Source organism: Pseudomonas sp. GW823-FHT02F05, from assembly GCF_058797315.1.
Genome location: NZ_JBXAJM010000002.1, coordinates 52,409 through 69,495, shown reverse-complemented (window position 1 = coordinate 69,495; position 17,087 = coordinate 52,409). Strand labels below are relative to the sequence as shown.

Sequence of the window (17,087 nt, the reverse complement as noted above, 5' to 3'; positions counted from 1 at the left end):
ATGTGCCACAACCCAACCCATCTGTAGGAGCCCGGCTTGCCGGCGATGAGGCCCGTAAGATCAGCTCATGGCAAACGGGCAATTGGTGATGAGGTGCTGCTGGGGCAGCACCCATTCAGCAGCCGCCTCAGAAGTCGTAGCTCACGCTGGTGTAATAAAACGCCCCCTGTGCGCCTTCCGGGCTGGTGATGGAGTATTTCGGTACCCCATACAACTGCGCACCATCGGATTTGTCAGGGTGGGTATCGAACAGATTGATCGCACCCACCGAGACTTTTACGCCCTTGTGGAAGGTATACGACAGGTCGAGATCGGTCACCCATTGCGGGCTGTAGGTTTGATCCAGGCTGGGATTGGTGGCATTGAGGCTTTTCCATTCGCCATAGCGGCGCTGGGCCACGGTCAGGCCCCAGTTTTCATACAGCCAGTTGGCGCTCAGGGTCAGCTTGGTGTCCGGCGTGCCTTCCTCGATCAGGCCCTGTGTGTTGCGACCGACAATCTGCGAACCCTTGATATTGCCCACATCGCGCAAGCCAGTGATGGTGGTGTCGGTCTTGGCAAAGCCGCCGCTCAGGTTCAGGCGACCCCACTGCTGCAGGTCCCACTGGTAATTGCCGGTCAACTCGATACCGTCGGTGCGGGTGTCGGCGACGTTGGTGTAGAACGCCGCGCTCTGGATATTGGCGTAGGGTGTACCGGCGAAGATCGGCGTGACCACGCTGGCGGGCAACTGGTCGGAAAGGGTGATGCGGTTGTCGATGTTGATGCGGTACGCGTCCACCGTGACCGAGGCATTTTCCAGTGGGCGCCAGACCAGGCCCAGGGAATAGTTGGTCGACTCCTCCGGCTTGAGCGCCTTGCCGCCAAGCGCCTGGGCTTCCGGGCTGTTGGCGCGCAACGTACGTTGTTGCACCTCGACGAAGTTGCCGCTGCCCGGTGGTTGCTCTACCACCTGCACACTGAACGAGGACATGCCGCTCTGCACCAACGAAGGCGCGCGATACCCGGTGCTCGCAGTGGCCCGTGCGGCGATCTGTGGAGTGAAGTCGTAGCGCAGGGACAGTTTGCCGTTGGTGGTGTCGCCAAAGTCCGAATAGTGCTCAGTACGCACCGCCACGCCGGCCTGGAATTTCTCGGTAACCTGGCCCTCGACGTCAATGTAGGCGCCCAGAACCTTGCGATCCAGCGAGGCAGCATCTACCTGGGTGATGCCTGAGTAATAACCTGGAATTCGGCGCCCGGTGATCGGGTCGGCCGTGTTGAACAGCGGGCCGTTCTGCCAGCCCGCCGCTTCACCCGCGCTCAGTTGATAGTTTTCCTTGCGCCAGGCCAGCCCGGCGGAGAGTGTCAGCGGCTTGAACAACAGGTCGGTGGGAAAGTCGCGCACCCAGTCCAGGGTCAAGTTGGTCTGGTCGTTTTCGCGCTCTCCGGTGTAGATCTTCGATGGGCTATTGGTGCCGTAGCTGGGGTTGATCGCATTGCGGTCGGTGGATTTAAGGGTGTTATTACCATGGTTGAGCGCCAGGTCGAATTTGCCCAGACGCTCGTTCTCCCAGCGCAGCCCGCCGGTCACCGCATAATCCTCCAGGCCGTAGCGGGTGATCGGCAAGCGGCCGTCCGGGTAGCGCGCCAACGCGTTACTGCCGTAGTTGTTACGCAAGGTGGTAGGCGGGTCGAAGAAACCTTCGGCGTCGGTGTTCTTGTGGGAGTAGGTGGCGAAGCCGTAGGCGGTCAGGCTCTCGCCGATGCCGACCTCGCTGTTGGCCACGAAGTTGTACTGGTCCGAGACATTGCCTGCACCCCAACGCCAGGTGCGGTAGCGGTTATTCTGCTCGCGGGGCGTGTTAACACTGGTATCTCCGGGGTAAAAGATCCGGTTGTCGGGGTTCGTGTCGCTGGCCGGGTCCTGGCTGCCGGCGTCGAAGCTCAAGGTCAGGAAGCCGTCGTTGGGCAGCGTGAAACCCTTCCAGCCGTTGAGCTTACGCTGCAGGCCGTCGCCTTTGTCATAGCCGCCAAAGCGATAGCCCAGGTTGCCGCCGTCGTCGTTTTCCTTGAGCACAATGTTGATTACCCCCGCGATGGCGTCGGAGCCATATTGGGCTGCGGCGCCGTCGCGCAGGATCTCTACGCGCTGGATCGCACTCAACGGAAACAGGCTCAAGTCCACCGCCGCCGCGCCACGCCCATTCACCAGGCTCTGACGGGTGATATTCGCGCTGCTGTGACGGCGCTTGCCGTTGACCAGCACCAGCACTTGGTCCGACGCCAAGCCACGCAGCGAAGCGCCCTGGGCGATGGAGCCGCCGAAGGCTCCTTGAGGTGATTGTGGGAAGTTGAACGACGGCGACAAGGCGGTGAGGGCGCCGGACAGATCGGTGGCGCCGGTTTGCTGCAATTGCTCGCCAGACAGTACGTCGACGGGTGCTGCGCTTTGCAGGGCGGTCAAGTCGCTGCGGCGGGTGCCTAGTACCACTACGGTGTCCAGGCGATCGTTTTTTGCAGTTGGCTGCGTATCGTCTGCCGCAAATACAGGCACGGCAAGGCTGCCCATGACCAGCGCAATGGCGCCGGCCAACGGAGTGCGTTGGAACATAAAAAGGTCCTTTCAGAATGTAGGAGCCCGGCTTGCCGGCTCCTACAGGGAGTGGAGGTGTGGTTGGGTTAGAAGCGGCTGGTCACGCTCAGGCCTACGGTGCGAGGGTCGCCGTAGGTGATCACGTACTGGCCCAAGCCACCGTTCGGCCGGCCATGGACTTGGTAGCGGCGGTCGGTGAGGTTGTTGACGAAGCCGGTGACGCTGAGTTTTTCGTCGGTGCTGTACCAGGTCAGGCGACTGTTGGCCAAGGTGTAGTGAGACTGGCTCAGGTCCTTGTCGGCGCTACTCTGGCGGTCGGCGAGGAAGTATTCCTTGTCGCGGAAACTCACATCCGCCCCCGCCACCAGCTTGCCGCCGATTTCCAGTGGGATGGTGTAGTCGCCGCCCAAGGACACCACATTACGCGGCGAGCGCACGAAGCTGTTGCCGCTATAGTCGCCGGTGACTGCGCCGGTGGTGGGGTTGGTGTTTTTGAAATCGGTGTATTCGCTGTCCAGGAATGAGATCGCTGCGCGCAGGTGCACGTAGTCGGTGGGTTGGCCTTCCAGTTCCAGCTCGGCACCTTTGACCTTACCCTTGGCGCCGTTGGTCAAGGCGGTTGTCAGTACTCCGTTGTTAACCGTCAGCAGGTTCACCTGAATGTCCGAATAGTCGTAGTAGAAGATATTCGCGTTGGCGGTCAGGCGATGGTTGAACCACTCGGACTTCACGCCGAACTCATAGGCGTCGAGTTGTTCCGGGTCTACCGTGGTCAGTTGCGACAGGCTGGTGGACAACCCGGTGTTGAAACCGCCGGAACGGAAGCCATGGGCGTAGCGGAAAAACACGCGCACGTTGTCGTTGATGCGGTATTCCGGGGTCAGGTCGTAGGTCCAGGCTTCCCAGGTTTTATCCTCCTGGCGATTGCCGTTGCTGCCGGCGGCGGCTAGCGGAATCAATGGGCCGTTGGCGGTGGCGCGGGTCAACTGGGTCAGGCTGAGGTCGATGTCTTTCTTTTCCTGGGTCCAGCGCAGGCCACCGGTCACGCTGAAGTTGTCGGTGAAGTCGTAGGTCAGGTTGCCGAATAGCGCGTAGCTGTCAGTCTTATGGTCGTAGCTCAGGTCACGAAAATCCGTGGCGCCCCCAATCTGGTTCGAACCTGTGCCGTTGGGGGTCGGGCCGGGCTGGATAAAACGCCCGGCGGTGCTATCCAGATCTTCATGGAAATAGTGCGCACCGGCCAGCCAGCGCAGGGTTTCCTGCTGGGGCGAGGCCAGGCGGATTTCCTGGGAATACTGAGTGTATTTGTTGTCTGCAGTGGAGGTCCCGTTGACCTCGTACGGCGTGTAGTCGCCGTCACTGCTGGACTGGCCGCGAATATAGTCATAGGCGCTGATGGACGTGAGGGTGTAGTCGCCCAGGTGCCAGTTGAGGGTCAGCGAAGTACCGTCGTGATTGAGCTTGGAATCGTCTTTCACATTGAGCGCGATATCGCGCCCGGCCGGCCGCTGGTAGCCCACGTTGTAATAGCGGCCCAGGGTCAGCGCACCGTTGGCGCCGTCGCCCTTGAACTCGCGGCTATGGATTTTCCACAGCGCGTCCAGGTCGTCGTTGAGCTGGGCGAAGAACTGCAGGCGCACGGCCTTTTTGTTCACGTCACCGTAGGTGTGATCGTCCACCAGGTTCTTCTGGAAACCGTCGCGCTCTTCGGAGTACAGCGAGATCCGCGCAGCGAGTTTCTCATCCACCAGAGCACCGCCGAGGGCGCCGCTGAGGATGCGTTCGTTCTTGCTGCCAAAGCCGATGGTGCCGAAACCGTCGGTGTCGAACGTCGGTTTCTTCGAGATGATATTTACCGCTCCGGCCGTGGTGTTCTTGCCGTAGAGCGTGCCCTGTGGCCCGCGCAGAATCTCGATGCGCTCCAGGTCCCACAGCGGGCCGCCACCGGCAATCGGTGCGTTCAGGTACACGTCATCGGCATAAATGCCTACGGGGTAAACCGTGGCCGCACCGGTGTCGCCAGTGCCCAGTCCGCGGATGTACCAGCGCGGGCGACCGTCGCCGTCGGGATTCTTGGCCGAGGCGTTGGGAATGAAGGTGGTGATGTCGCCCATGTTACGTACGCCATCGGCGACGATGCTGGTGCCCTGGACCGCGGATACCGCCACCGGAACCTCTTGCAGGGTTTGCTCGCGGTGTTGCGCGGTGACGGTCACGGTCTTGAGTGACGGCTCGGTCTTGCTGGCGTCGTCTTCAGCGGCGTGCGTGCTGCCGGCGACGAGCAAAGCGAGCCAAAGGCCCTTGGTGATCGGATTGATTTTATGCATTGCAGTCTCCCCCGGAAAATATGTCCTTAAGGGGGGTAGAGCAGAGATCGTGCCAAGAGGATTTCAGTGTTGATACATGAGCGTAAGCTTCTGATTTTAATTATAAAAAAATATACAAAGCTGAGTTTTATAACGCTTTCAAGAGGCGTGAAAACGACCTGCGGAGGATTCAGCAGAAAGTGCGCGCAGTGTGTTGCTGGAGCAGCAGGGAAAGTGTTGCCAGGCCAACACAGCTGGCACTGATCACACATTAATTGTAGGAGCTCGGCTTGCCGGCGATGGCGTTTTCACGGCTGCCATCGCCGGCAAGCCGGGCTCCAATAGGTAGGGTAGGACTAAACAGCGACGCGCGAAGTGGAACCAATGACTTTTTCCAGCACGCTGAAGTCGATCCAGTCGCGCACATCGAAGCGGCGCGGGATGAAGTTCCAGCGGAACAGGAAGTCGGTGAAATCCTGCAATGCATCGATCGAGCGCGAGTCCAGCGTGGTCCGCAGTCGACGGTGCGCATCTTCACCATAGGCGGCCGTGACCCAGTATTCGCTGGTATTGAGTTCTTTGGCGAGAAAGCGCCGGGTTTCATCCGGGTTGGCCCAGGCCCACTGCTCGGTGCGCAGCACGGTATCGACGATTTTCACGCTGGCATCGAAATGCTCCTGCAGCAGGTTGATATCCACGGTGAGGGTGCGCGGCGTGCCGTTGTTGCTGCGGATCAACGGGTCAGGGTGCGAGCCAGTATCTACTACGACATGCAAGCCGAACTCATTGGCCAAGTGCACAGCGTGGGCGCCCTTGAGAAAGATCGCGTCGATATCGCCGCGCAGCAGGCCGATCAGTTCATTGTTGCGCCGGCTGAAGCGGCTGACCCCCAGTCCGATTTCGGGGCCATACACATAGGAGGTCTGGTTATCGCTGTAGGTCCCGCCATAGGGGTAATCCACCAGTTCCACGTCCGACACGTTCAAACCTTCGAGTTTGAGTGCGTTTTCCAGGCCACGCAGGGCCTGGGCACGCGTGAAGTCGATCTGTACGTTGGCCCACTTGGGCAGACCGAAACGGCGGTTTTTCAGGTCGCGTACGTTCTTAACACCGCTCTCTGCGGTGGTGAGGATCAACTGCACCTCGTCGCTCCACGACAACCCCAGCACGCGGGTTTCGACGCCACTGGCGTAGGCCCAGATCGCCGGGATATTGCCACCGTGGCGCACCGAATTCTGCAGGTGATGGTCATAGTGGGCTTCGCGCACTTCCCGCTCGGTGGACTCGCGCAACGATTGGATATTGGTGCCAAAGGGCAGGAAGGCTTCGGCCAGTCGCCCGGACTGCACCGCGATGCCAAGCCCGGTGGGGACCGGGCTGTGGGTATACCAGAGCGTATCGAGTGGTTTGCTCATAAAATTCTTCGTTCAAATCCATGAAATGTTCGCACATTGCAGGTGCCCGGCTTGCTGGCGATGGCGCCCGTGAATGATGCAGTAATCATTAGGAGGCCATCGCTGGCAACCCAGCTCCTGCAGAGTTGGCGTTGTCGTTGAGCACAGTGTTCAACGGCCGTGCATCGATCCATTCACGCACATCGAAGCGCTGTGGAATAAAGCGCCAACGGTGCAAAAAGTTGGTGAAGTCCTGCAGGGCAGCAATCGCCTGTTCATCCAGCTCGGTACGCAGGCGCAGGTGCGCGTCGTGGCCATAGGCGGCTGTCACCCAATACTCGCTGCTGTTGGTTTCCCGCGCCAGGTAACGGCGGGTGTCTTCCGGGTGGGTATGGGCCCACTGTTCGGCGCGCAGCACCGCGTCGAGGATGCCAGTGGCCACGTCAAAATGGTTCTCCAGCAGGTTCAGGTCTACCGCCAGCGTGCGTGGGGTGCCGTTGTTGCTGCGGATCAGTGGGTCGGGGTGGGCGCCTGTATCGATCACGATATGCAGGCCGAAATCATGGGCGTGCTGGGCGGCGCTGGCGCCCTTGAGGAAAATTGCATCCACCTCGCCGCGCAGCAGGCCGATCAGTTCCAGGTTGCGCGCGCTGACCTGGGTGTTAACCGGCGTGCCGGCTACATTGCGCACGGCGCTGTCACTGAAGGTACCGCCGTAGCGGAAGTTGACAAGCTTCACATCGCCGACTTTCAAGCCTTCCAGCGACAGCGCGTTTTCCAAGCCGCGCAGGGCCTGGGCGCGGGTGAAGTCGATTTGAACGCCGGCCCAGTCCGGCAAGCCGAAGGTGCGGCCGTTGAGGTCCTTGACGGTCTTGATGCCGCTGTCCGGGCGGGTCAGGATCAGTTGCACTTCATCCGCCCAGGACAAGCCGATCACCCGGGTTTCGCGGCCTTGGGCGCGGGCCCAGATCGCCGGGATATTGCCGCCATGGCGCACCGAGTTCTGCAAGGTGTGGTCGAAGTGCGACTCGCGCACGGCCTTGTCATTCGATTCGCGCAGGGACTGCACCTCGGTGCCCAAGGCGCCGACGGTGTCTTGCAACCAGCCCTTTTGTACGGCGATGCCCAGCCCGGTTGGCACAGGACAACGGGTATACCAGAGAGTGTCGAGGGGTTGTGTCATCAGAGGTTCTCCCCCAGCGCTTAGGCGCTGGCTTTCAAAGGTTGGATCGCCGGGCGTTGGTGCACCAGCGGCAATACTTCCTGGCCAATGCGCAAGGCTTCCTCAAGGTGCGGGTTGCCGGCAAGGATAAAGGTCGAGAAGCCAGCGTCGCGGTATTCCACCAGGCGCTCGGCGATGTTTTCGTGGCTGCCCACCAGGCCGACGGTGGGTCCCGGCTTGGCCTTGGCGAAACCAGCCCAGAGGTTGGGGCCGATGGTCAGGTCGTCGAAGCGGTCGACGTTCTGGTGATAGGCGGTCTGCCGCGCGCCGCCGACTGAATCCGAACCGCTGGTAAAACCTTTGGCAACCGTACTGGTCTTGCCTTCGAGTTTGTCGAATTGGCGTCGCAGGTCTTTCCAGGCCAGCTCTTCGGTCTCACGGGCGAACAGGTCGACCCGCAGGCCGAAACGTACCGTGCGCCCTTGTTTGTCAGCCAACTCGCGTACGCGCTCGATATGCGGCTTGAGCTTGTCGATGGGCTCGGCCCAATTCAGGTACACGTCGGCGTGTTTGGCGGCAACGCCCAACGCAGCATCGGAGAACCCGGAGAAATACACCCCCGGCTTGCGCTCATGACGCAGGCCGGTGGGTAGGGCGCCGTTTTCCAGTTGGTAGATCTCACCATCGTAGGAGAATTTTTCGTTCTCCCACAGACCCTGGATGATGTCGAGGAATTCGCCGGTGCGCTTGTAGCGCAGGTCATGTTCGAGGAAATCGCCATTGGCGCGCTGGCTCGCGGGGTTACCGCCGGTGATGATGTTCCACTCCAGGCGGCCACGGCTGAGGTTCTGCAGGATCGCGGCTTGCTGCGCGGCGTAGGCGGGCAGGGTCCAGGTGGCTTGGAAGGCGATCAGGAACTTGATGCGCCGGGTTTCGCGGGCCAGCGCTGCAGCGGCGATCCAGGGCTCGGGGCCGGTGGGCAGCAAGGCGCCTTCAAAACCGGCAAGTTCGGCGGCCTTGGCCACTTGGGCGATGTAGTCGATGTAGGTGAAGTCATCCGGCTCTCCGTTGGGTAATCGCCCCGGGGCGATATTGCCAGGTCGGTAGTCGGGGTTGCCACGGTTGTGTTTGTCGGTGGTCAGTTGCGGACCGTCGGTGCCCAACGGCAGGCGCCAGAAAAATTCAGTGCTCATGGGTGCTCCTGATTTGAGTCGTGCAAGGGGCGCAGACCTGATGCGCAAGGTCTGTGCAACGTGCATGCCATGGGCGCTTCGGCCAATGGCTACGGGGGCAACTGCACTTCAGCAGGACAGGGCTGCTGCTGTAGCAGCAGCCTCCCAGCAACCAATGCTGGACGCGCAACATAGGCTTTCAGGGGGGGCCGGCACGCCGGCTCCTATAGGGCGATGGCGTCAGGTTGATGGGCGCTGCGCAGGTAGGTGTGGTACAGCGCTGCATAGGGCCCGGCCTGTCCGATCAATTGCTGGTGTGGCCCCAGTTCCACCACTTGGCCGTGGCGTACGACGGCAATCCGGTCGGCATCCCGAATTGTTGCCAGGCGGTGGGCGATGATGATTGCCGTGCGCCCCTCACACAGGCGTCGCAAGGCCCGTTGGATACGCCGTTCGGTATGAATATCCACCGCCGACGTCGCCTCATCCAGAACCAGCACCGCCGGGTCCGCCAGGTACGCGCGCACCAGGCACACCAGTTGCCGCTGACCATGGCTCAGATGTGCCCCCAGCGGCCCTACTTCAGTGTGGTATTGATGGGGCAGGCGTTCCAGCACTTCATCGGCGCCCAGTTCACGGGCAGCGGCGACCAGCGTTGCATCATCGGCATGGGGCGCGGCCAGGCGCAGGTTGTCGAGGATGCTGCCGCTGAACAGTACATTGTCCTGCAACACCACGCCCACATGGCGACGCAAGGTGTGTTGCGCCAGGTCGCGCACATTGATGCCGTCGAGTCGCACGGCGCCGGCTTGGACTTCGTAGAAGCGCGTCAGCAGTTGCACCAGGGTACTTTTGCCGTGGCCGGACGGGCCGACGATCGCCAGCACTTCTCCGGCTGGAATATGCAGGCTCAAGCCTTTGATTACGGGCGCCTGACCATAACCGAACTCCACTTGGTCAAACTGCACTTCTCCACGGGCGCGCTCCAATGCGCGGGGGGTAGCGCTGTCGACGATCTGCGGGCGCGTGTCAAGCAACAGGAAGATCCGCTGGGCCGACGCCGAACCCGTGGCGTAGCGTTCAAACAGGTCCGACAGCTCCTGCAATGGCCCCAGGAACAGAAACACGTAGAACAGGCTTTCTGCCACCTGGCCGACACTGACTTCACCCGCCGCCAACCCATACGCACCCACCAGCAATAACAGCGCGATGCCTGCTGAACTGAGCAGTGCGGTAAACGGTGCAAACCACGACGAGCGCAAACTGCCGCGAATCAGCGCGTGGTTGAAATCATTCAGCAATACGCGATAGCGCTGCAGGTTCGGCGCCTCCTGAGCGCACTGTTGCAGCAAGCGCGCACCGCTGACGCTTTCCACCAAGTGCGCGGTAAAGCGGCTGCGGTTCTCCGCGACCTTGGCCCAGTTGCGCTGGGAAATACGCTTGAAGCTCCATGTCGCGAGCACCAGCAATGGCACCGTCGCTACCAGACTGAGGAAGAACCGTGGGTCGATGCGCCAGAGCATTACCGAGGCCAGGCCGCAGCGCAGCACGGCGCCCAGCAACTCCGGCGGACCCTGGATCACCAGTGGTTCGAGGGCGTCGACATCGCGGTCGACCCGGGAAATGATGCGCCCTGCGCGGGTCTGGTCGAAGTAGCTCACGCTCAGGTTCTGCACATGGGCAAACACCTGCACGCGCAAGGCATTCAACACGCGGATTGCCGCGCCGCCGGCAACAAACTGCGAGACCCCGGCCAGCAGGAAACGCGCCAGCCAACTTGTCGCCAGGCCCAGGCCTAGCCATAGCACCAGGTTTTCATCCAGCAGCCAGTGATCGGCTTGCCGGATCAGTCCTCGGTCCAGCAGCTCGCGTACAAACCAGGGCCGCAGGAACACGGTGAACACCAGTAGGATCTCAATGCCGATAACAGCCGCAATCTTCTGACGGATCGGTCGCAGTAACGGCAGCAAGCGTTTGAACATGCCACGATCGAGGGCCTTTTTCGCCAGCATTTCTTCGATTTCGATATCGCTCAAGGCTTTGCCTGGCAGCGGGTTAGCCATGGTCTATCACCAGCAGGTCGCGGTAGTGCGCATTGGTTGCTTGCAGTTCAGCATGGGTGCCTTGGGCGGTGATCCTGCCGTCATCCAGCATCAGCACGCGGTCGGCCAGCAGGATGGTCGAGAGCTTGCTGGAGATCACCAGAACCGTGGTGCCGCGCAGGTGTCGCAGGTTGTGCAGCACCTGGCGCTCGCTGATGGCGTCGAGGGCGCTGGTAGCGTCGTCCAGGCATAGGATGTCGGGTTTGCCGAGCAGCGCGCGGGCCAGGCACAGGCGTTGGCGCTGGCCGCCGGACAAGGTCACGCCCCTATCGCCGAGAGGGGTTTCAAGGCCCTGGGGCAGGCGCTGCAGGACATCTTCAGCAGCGGCTTGATGCAACGCTTCGCGCAGTTCTTCGTCGGTGGCATTAGGCGCGGTCAGGCGCAGGTTGGCCGCCAGGCTGCCGGCAAACAGGAAACTCTCCTGGGGTACCACATGCACGCGCTGACGCAGCGGGCCCAGTTGCAGGTCACGGATGTCCTGCCAGCCGTCGTTGTCCGAACCGAGCAACAGGCGCCCGGCGGTTACATCGCTCAGGCGTGGCAATAAGCTGGCGAGCAGGCTTTTACCGGTACCGGTTGCACCCACCAGCGCGACGATTTCACCCGGCTGCAAGGTCAGCGAACAGCCGTGCAAAATGTCGCGGCCACCACCGGGCGCGGTCACGCTGACCTTTTCCAGCTTCAGTCCCAGCGGGCTGGCGGGTAGGGTGGCAGCACCGCTGCGGATCGCGGCCGGAGCGTCCAGCAGTTGCCAGATGCGTTCGGCACTGGCGCGGGCATCGGCGAAGGTCTGCATTACCCGGCCGATGCCCTCTATACGAAACACCAGGGTGGTGGCGATCAGCAGCGAAGTGACCAATTCGCCGATTCCCAGTTGACCGGTCGCCACAAGGTGCGCGCCGTATACCAGGATCCACACGTGACCCAGCGCCACTACCGCCTGGGGCAGCGGAATACGTGAGCTGGAATAAGCCAGAGCCTGGCGCGCCAACGCAGCAAACACCGCCACCTGATCGGCAAAGCCCTGGATACGTCGCTGTTCCAGGGCGAACGACTTGATCACCCGTACGCCGCCGATGCCTTCGCTCAGGTCCTGGTTTACCCGGTCATAGGCACTACCGACCGCGCGATCCAGGCTCACCAGCTGTTCGGTCTGACGCACGAAAATCGCTAAGCCGGTCACCGTCAGCAACAGCGGCACCAGCCCTAGCAGCGGGTTGTACCAGCTCAGCAGGCCAACCGTGGCCAGCACCACCAGCGGTGTCTCTACCAACTGCCGCCAGAAGGTGATCAATGCGTCGCGCACTTTGTCGGCATCACGGGTGGTGCGGGTGATCATTTCACCCATGCCGTGCTGCCAGTGATAGCCCAGGTGCAGGCTTTGCACCTGGGCCAGGATGCGTGAGCGCAGGCGCGTCAGCAGTTCCTGGCTGATCACCAGCGACAACACGCTGGCGATGTATTGCAGCACGCCACGGCCCAGGGCCACGGCAAGCATCAGGCCCAGCCAGCACCAGCCAAGGCCGGCATCCAGGCTGCCGTCGCCGAGGCGTACCACGGCAAGCCCGGCGCTCACGTCATTGACTGCATGGCCGATCAGCCATTGCTGCCAGACCAGGCCCAGGTTGATGGCCACGTACAGCGCCGCCACCAGGGTGAATCGCCAGGGCATTTCCCTATAGATCGCCAGGCTGCGTAGAAGAGGGTGTCGTTCGATCATGAAAAGCTCATTGGCATAAACGGCGTATAAGGGCACACACAAAACCCTACGGTGATTTATTTGCGTGTAGCGCCCTGGGTTTCCTTGGCGTTGAGGATCGCGGTGTATTCACCGGGGTCCACGCCATTGAGGTAGTAGTTGCCCACATGGTGCAGGCGCCAGCGGATCGGGTCGTGGGTGGTGTGCACCCGGGCATTGCGCCAGAAGCGGTCGAGGTTCCATTTGCTCAGCGATGAACTGGCCCCCAGCAGCGAGAAGATATCGCTGGAGATCTTCAGCGAGGCGCTGTCCGAATGGGCGCGGGCAGTGGCCACCGAAAGGATCAGCTCGTCTTGCAGCTCCTTGTTTTCCGGGTCTTGCTCATGGCGGTCAAATATCCGTGCCGCATCGCGCAGCAGGGATTCGGCGGCGCGCAGGGCCACGGCGTATTCGCCAATCTGTTTGATGATGTGCGGCTCTTCATTGGCATGGTCTACGCCGCTCTCCACCCAAGGCCGAGCGTTGTGCTTGAGGTAGTCGACGGCCGCCGACAACGCGCCGGCCGCGATACCGGTATCAATGGCCGCGTGAAGGATCTGCGGGAAGGTCAACCCCGTACGCTTCATTGGGCCCTTGCGGCGTGAAACAAAATCCTCATCCAGCACGATATTGTCGAAGTTCACCGTGCCACTCACCGAGTTGTTCTGGCCGAAGGCGTCCCAGTCGTCCACCAGGGTCAGGCCTGGCGTGTTGCGGTTGAGCAATACGCCGGCACCGCCGTCATCCGAGGCGGCCGTGAGAGAGATCCATTCGGCCAGGTAGGAGCCCGTTGAGTAGAACTTGCTGCCATTGAGCACCAGGGCGCCGTCCTCGCGGCGTTCGACGCGGGTCTTGAGGGCGAACTTGTTCTTGCCGCCTACCTCGGCCAAGGCGTTGCCGAAACGCTTGCCAGCCAGGACATCGCTGACCAGTCGATCGCGTACTGCGTCCGGGTAACCGTTGAAAATCCCGCGCAGCATCACATTGTGGATTTGCAGCAATTGCCCGACGCCGCCGTCGGCCATCGAAATAATGCGCACGGTTTCGACGATGGTCTGCACCGATGCGCCCAGGCCGCCGAAGGCCTTAGGTACACCGATGGCGGTGATGCCGCTTTCGGACAGCAATTGCGCCTGGCGCCAGGGCAGTTGGCCATTTTGCTGGGTGTCGGCGGCAATGCTGGCGATCTCCACGGCGATTTCTCTGGCGGCGTCGATGGCCTCGGTTTCGCTGTGCAGGTGGCGGGCGGGCGCCTGTTCATACGTTGTCATTCATTCATCCTTTGGTTTGCCCCGTTTCCCCTATGGTTGTGCGTCATCGTTGACGAGCATCGCCGGCAAGCCGGCTCCTATGGGGAGGTTGGTGTTGGGAGGGCTTGAGCAAGTTCTGCGCCAACGAGCAAACCCCTGCTGTACGGGGGAGGGGGGCGTGCCGGTTTGCTGCTGGGGAAGCAGCGTCGTGAAACAGCTGCTGGAAGAGCAGCAGTGCTGTTGGCAGGCCAGCAGTCGCGTTTGGATGTTTGTTTCCATGTCCTTGTAAACCGGGGCTTTGAGCAATTGGCACGCCCTCTGCAATACCCCCTCCACTGACTTGCCCAATTTAATGGAGCTGCCCATGACGCTTTCCGCTGTCCTGCCCACGCCTGAGCTTGAGCAGATCTGGTTTACCCGTTGTCCAGTGCCGACTGCGTCCGGCATCGCATATAAGCTGGGCTGGTTGACCGAGGAGTTCGCACCCGACGGCCTGCCGGTGTCCACCTTGCAGGAGGCGCGTCAGTTGGGCCGGCACCACTATGATCACGATTTGCCGGGGCTGTTTCGCGAAGGCGGCAACGTCCCTGCATTGGCCGCACGTGCTGCGGGTGCGCCGAGCCGCTTGATCGGGCTGACCTGGATCGAGGAATGGCAGACCATCCTGGTCCGCCCGGACTCCGGCATCACCCGTCCCGCAGACCTCAAAGGCAAGCGCCTGGCCCTGCCGGCCTGGGGTGAAAACCGTCCCGGCAGCATCGCCCGCGCCATGAGCCTGCATGGCTATAAGGGCGCATTGAGCCTGGCCGGACTGGGGTTTGATGATGTGGAACTGGTGGAAGTGGCATTGCAGGACCAGGAACAAGCGCCTGACCCGCAGCAAGGTTTGCAGCGCTTGTGGTCCGGTCTGGATTACCTGGTGCGTGGAGAGGTGGATGCGGTTTACGTCAAGGGTGCTTCGGCGGCCGACGCCGCACGCCGCCTGGGGCTGGTGGTGGGGATCGACTTGGACCTGATCGCCGAGCCGCGCTACCGCATCAACAACGGCACGCCGCGTCCGATCACCGTTCACCAGAGCCTGCTGGACAACCACTTTGACCTGGTGGTGCGCTTTCTCGCGCAAACCCTCAGCGCCGCCGATTGGGCGGCCAACAACCGCGACAGCCTGAACGCCATTCTAGAAGAAGAAACTCGCGCCGGCAGTGCCGGTGTGGCCGAGGCTTATCGCGGTGATTTCCACACCACCCTGGCGCCGGACCTGTCTGCCCAGCGCCTGGAATTCCTCGATATCCAGAAAAATTTCCTCTACCTGCACGGCTTCCTGGAGCGCGATTTTGTGATCGCCGACTGGGTCGACCCGCGCCCCCTGCAAGCTGCCCATGAACTGTTGGCCAAGCGTCGCGCCTGAATCCGGAGAATCCCCATGACTGCCATTGCCCACGCACAACCGATCAGCCAGGAACTGCAAACCTTTATCGATAGGGTCCTGCTGGAAGCCGAAGAAGCCTTCACCGTATTCCGTGAAACAAACACTATCACCGCTGCTGGGACCGTCGGCTTTATCGAACGCGTACCTGGCCAGGAACTGTTGGTATCGGTGAACTACGGAGGCCCGTGGAACTACCGCAAACCGCTGCAAGCCACGGTTACCGACTTTGCCGGTAACGTGGTTTTTGGCAAAGGCAAGGGTGGTCTGGGGCGCTACACCAAGCTGTTCCAGCAACACCCGGATGTGACTACCGTGTCCCACGTGCATTCGCCGTACCTGGGCGCCTGGGCCCAGACCCACCGCACCTTGCCATTCCATTACGTGCCGGTGCAGCGCTACCAGTTGGCCCGTGAACTGCCGGTGTATATCGACCGTCGCCAACAGGAAGTGGACTTTATCCTCGACAAGATCGCCGAGAACCCCTTCAACCTGGCGATCCTGGAGGCCAATGGCGGCTCCACCGTGTGGGGCAAGCAAGGCCTGCGCGCTACCGCCGAATTCATCCTGTTGCTCGAGGAGGGTGCACAACTGCAATTGCTTGCCGATGCGCTAGGTGGCTCACGGGCCTACGGGCCGGGCGTGTTGACCCAGCAATGGAAAATGAGCGGCCTGTTCGAACAAGCCACGGCACTGGGCCTGGTTCCGGCCATCGACCGCCGCTAACGCCTTATCAGCTCCCACAGGGTTCTCTATTTCAAGGATGTTTTTTATGGCTGTAAAAATTCTTTGGTACTTGACCACGCCCGATGGCCCGTACCCATGGGAGCCGGAAGGCCGTTGGAACACTGATTTCCAGCACCTCAAGCAGCTCGCCGTGGCCAGTGATCGCCTGGGCTACTACGGTTCGCTGCTCGGTTCCAGCCCCAATGAAAGCCTGGTGGTGGCCGCGTCGTTGATCGACGCTACCCAGCGCCTGCGTTTTCTGGTGGCGCAGCACCCGGGCGAGTTATCGCCAGCGGTGTTGGCCAAGTGGGCGCTGACCTTCGACCAGTTCTCCAATGGCCGCCTGCTGTTCAACGTGGTTAATGGCAATGACGCAGGCCTGGCGACACTTGGGGTACACTACCCGCATGACGAGCGATACGCCTTCAGCCTGGAATACTGGCGGGCGTTCCAGGGTTTCTACGCCGGCGACACGCGTGGCTATGACGGTGAGTACGTCAAGCTCGCACCGCGTTCGCCGGGCGCAGCCAACCATCCGCTGGGCGGCTGGCATCCGCCTTACCAGAAGCCGGGCATCCCGTTGTGGGGCGCCGGAACCTCAGGGCCTGGCGTCGAGCATTCGGTGCAATTGCTCGACGTGTATTTGAGCTTCGCCAATACTCCGCCAAAACTCGGCGACAAGTTTCGCAAAGTCGCCGCTGAAGCGGCGAAGATCGGTCGCGAACTGACCTTCGGCACACGCTTACAAATCATCGTGCGCGAGACCGAGGAAGAAGCCTGGGCCCACGCCGAAAGACTCCTGCAACGCACCTCGCTGCAAACTGCGCGCAACGCCATCGAGCGCCAGTTGCCGGCCGGTGTGAGCCTGGAAGATTTCCACAGCGACGACCCGCAGACCCAGCGTAACGTCGAGACCATTCGCGCCGGGCGTTTGCCGACCGCGCGTGAGCTGGAGATCTATCCTAACGTATGGCTTGGCCCGAGCCTGTTCGGTTTCAATATCCTCGGGCCGGCCGCTGGTACCTACTTGGTGGGCAGCGCGGAACAGGTCGCCGAGCGCATCCGCGAATACGAAGCCCAGGGCACTTCCTCGTTCATTCTGTCTGGCTTCCCGCTGATCGATGAAGGCCACCGCGTGGCCGACCTGCTGTTCCCGCTTTTGGACCTGGACCACGGCTTTGAAGCGCCGCGTCTGGGTGTCAGCCAAAAGTCGCCGCAGCGCCAAGAGGCTTGAAC

At 61.6% G+C, this 17,087-nt stretch carries 11 protein-coding genes; 3 read left to right on the top strand and 8 right to left on the bottom strand.

The genetic code is table 11. From position 1 onward, the window contains the following. Positions 1-127: 127 nt before the first annotated feature. From AC1RAC_RS02880 to AC1RAC_RS02845, 8 genes are all read right to left on the bottom strand, one after another. Positions 128-2,593 (bottom strand): TonB-dependent receptor plug domain-containing protein, encoded by a 2,466-nt coding sequence (locus AC1RAC_RS02880; RefSeq protein ID WP_492616147.1) that lies wholly within the window; start codon positions 2,591-2,593, stop codon positions 128-130. Between the two features lie 68 nt (positions 2,594-2,661). Next, a complete protein-coding gene (locus AC1RAC_RS02875) occupies positions 2,662-4,902 on the bottom strand; it encodes a TonB-dependent receptor (protein WP_492616146.1) in 2,241 nt (746 codons plus the stop codon). A gap of 335 nt (positions 4,903-5,237) precedes the next feature. After that, positions 5,238-6,296: an ABC transporter substrate-binding protein gene (locus AC1RAC_RS02870; RefSeq protein WP_065941389.1), complete on the bottom strand. Its 1,059-nt coding sequence runs from the start codon at positions 6,294-6,296 to the stop codon at positions 5,238-5,240. A gap of 88 nt (positions 6,297-6,384) precedes the next feature. Continuing rightward, entirely contained in the window at positions 6,385-7,458 is a 1,074-nt protein-coding gene (locus AC1RAC_RS02865) for an ABC transporter substrate-binding protein (protein ID WP_492616145.1), read from the bottom strand. A gap of 20 nt (positions 7,459-7,478) precedes the next feature. Further along, on the bottom strand, positions 7,479-8,630 hold the full coding sequence (locus AC1RAC_RS02860; RefSeq protein ID WP_492616144.1) for an LLM class flavin-dependent oxidoreductase: 1,152 nt from the start codon (positions 8,628-8,630) through the stop codon (positions 7,479-7,481). A gap of 203 nt (positions 8,631-8,833) precedes the next feature. Continuing rightward, positions 8,834-10,672 (bottom strand): ABC transporter ATP-binding protein, encoded by a 1,839-nt coding sequence (locus AC1RAC_RS02855; RefSeq protein ID WP_492616143.1) that lies wholly within the window; start codon positions 10,670-10,672, stop codon positions 8,834-8,836. Further along, positions 10,665-12,431 carry an ABC transporter ATP-binding protein gene (locus AC1RAC_RS02850; protein WP_492616142.1) on the bottom strand — a complete coding sequence of 589 codons (1,767 nt, stop codon included), beginning with the start codon at positions 12,429-12,431 and terminating at the stop codon, positions 10,665-10,667. Before AC1RAC_RS02850 ends, AC1RAC_RS02855 begins: the two co-directional genes overlap by 8 nt. Positions 12,432-12,487: 56 nt before the next feature. Further along, positions 12,488-13,720: an acyl-CoA dehydrogenase family protein gene (locus AC1RAC_RS02845; RefSeq protein ID WP_492616141.1), complete on the bottom strand. Its 1,233-nt coding sequence runs from the start codon at positions 13,718-13,720 to the stop codon at positions 12,488-12,490. Between the two features lie 343 nt (positions 13,721-14,063). Between AC1RAC_RS02845 and AC1RAC_RS02840 the strand changes: the two genes are divergently transcribed. Genes AC1RAC_RS02840 through AC1RAC_RS02830 form a run of 3 tightly spaced genes read left to right on the top strand, consistent with a single transcriptional unit; the run spans position 14,064 to position 17,085 of the window. Beyond that, a complete protein-coding gene (locus AC1RAC_RS02840; RefSeq protein WP_492616140.1) occupies positions 14,064-15,107 on the top strand; it encodes an ABC transporter substrate-binding protein in 1,044 nt (347 codons plus the stop codon). A gap of 15 nt (positions 15,108-15,122) precedes the next feature. After that, positions 15,123-15,851, top strand: coding sequence for a class II aldolase/adducin family protein (locus tag AC1RAC_RS02835; RefSeq protein ID WP_492616139.1), 729 nt, complete (start codon positions 15,123-15,125; stop codon positions 15,849-15,851). A gap of 46 nt (positions 15,852-15,897) precedes the next feature. Beyond that, complete coding sequence (locus tag AC1RAC_RS02830; protein ID WP_492616138.1) at positions 15,898-17,085, top strand: LLM class flavin-dependent oxidoreductase; 1,188 nt, start codon at positions 15,898-15,900, stop codon at positions 17,083-17,085. Positions 17,086-17,087: the final 2 nt, after the last annotated feature.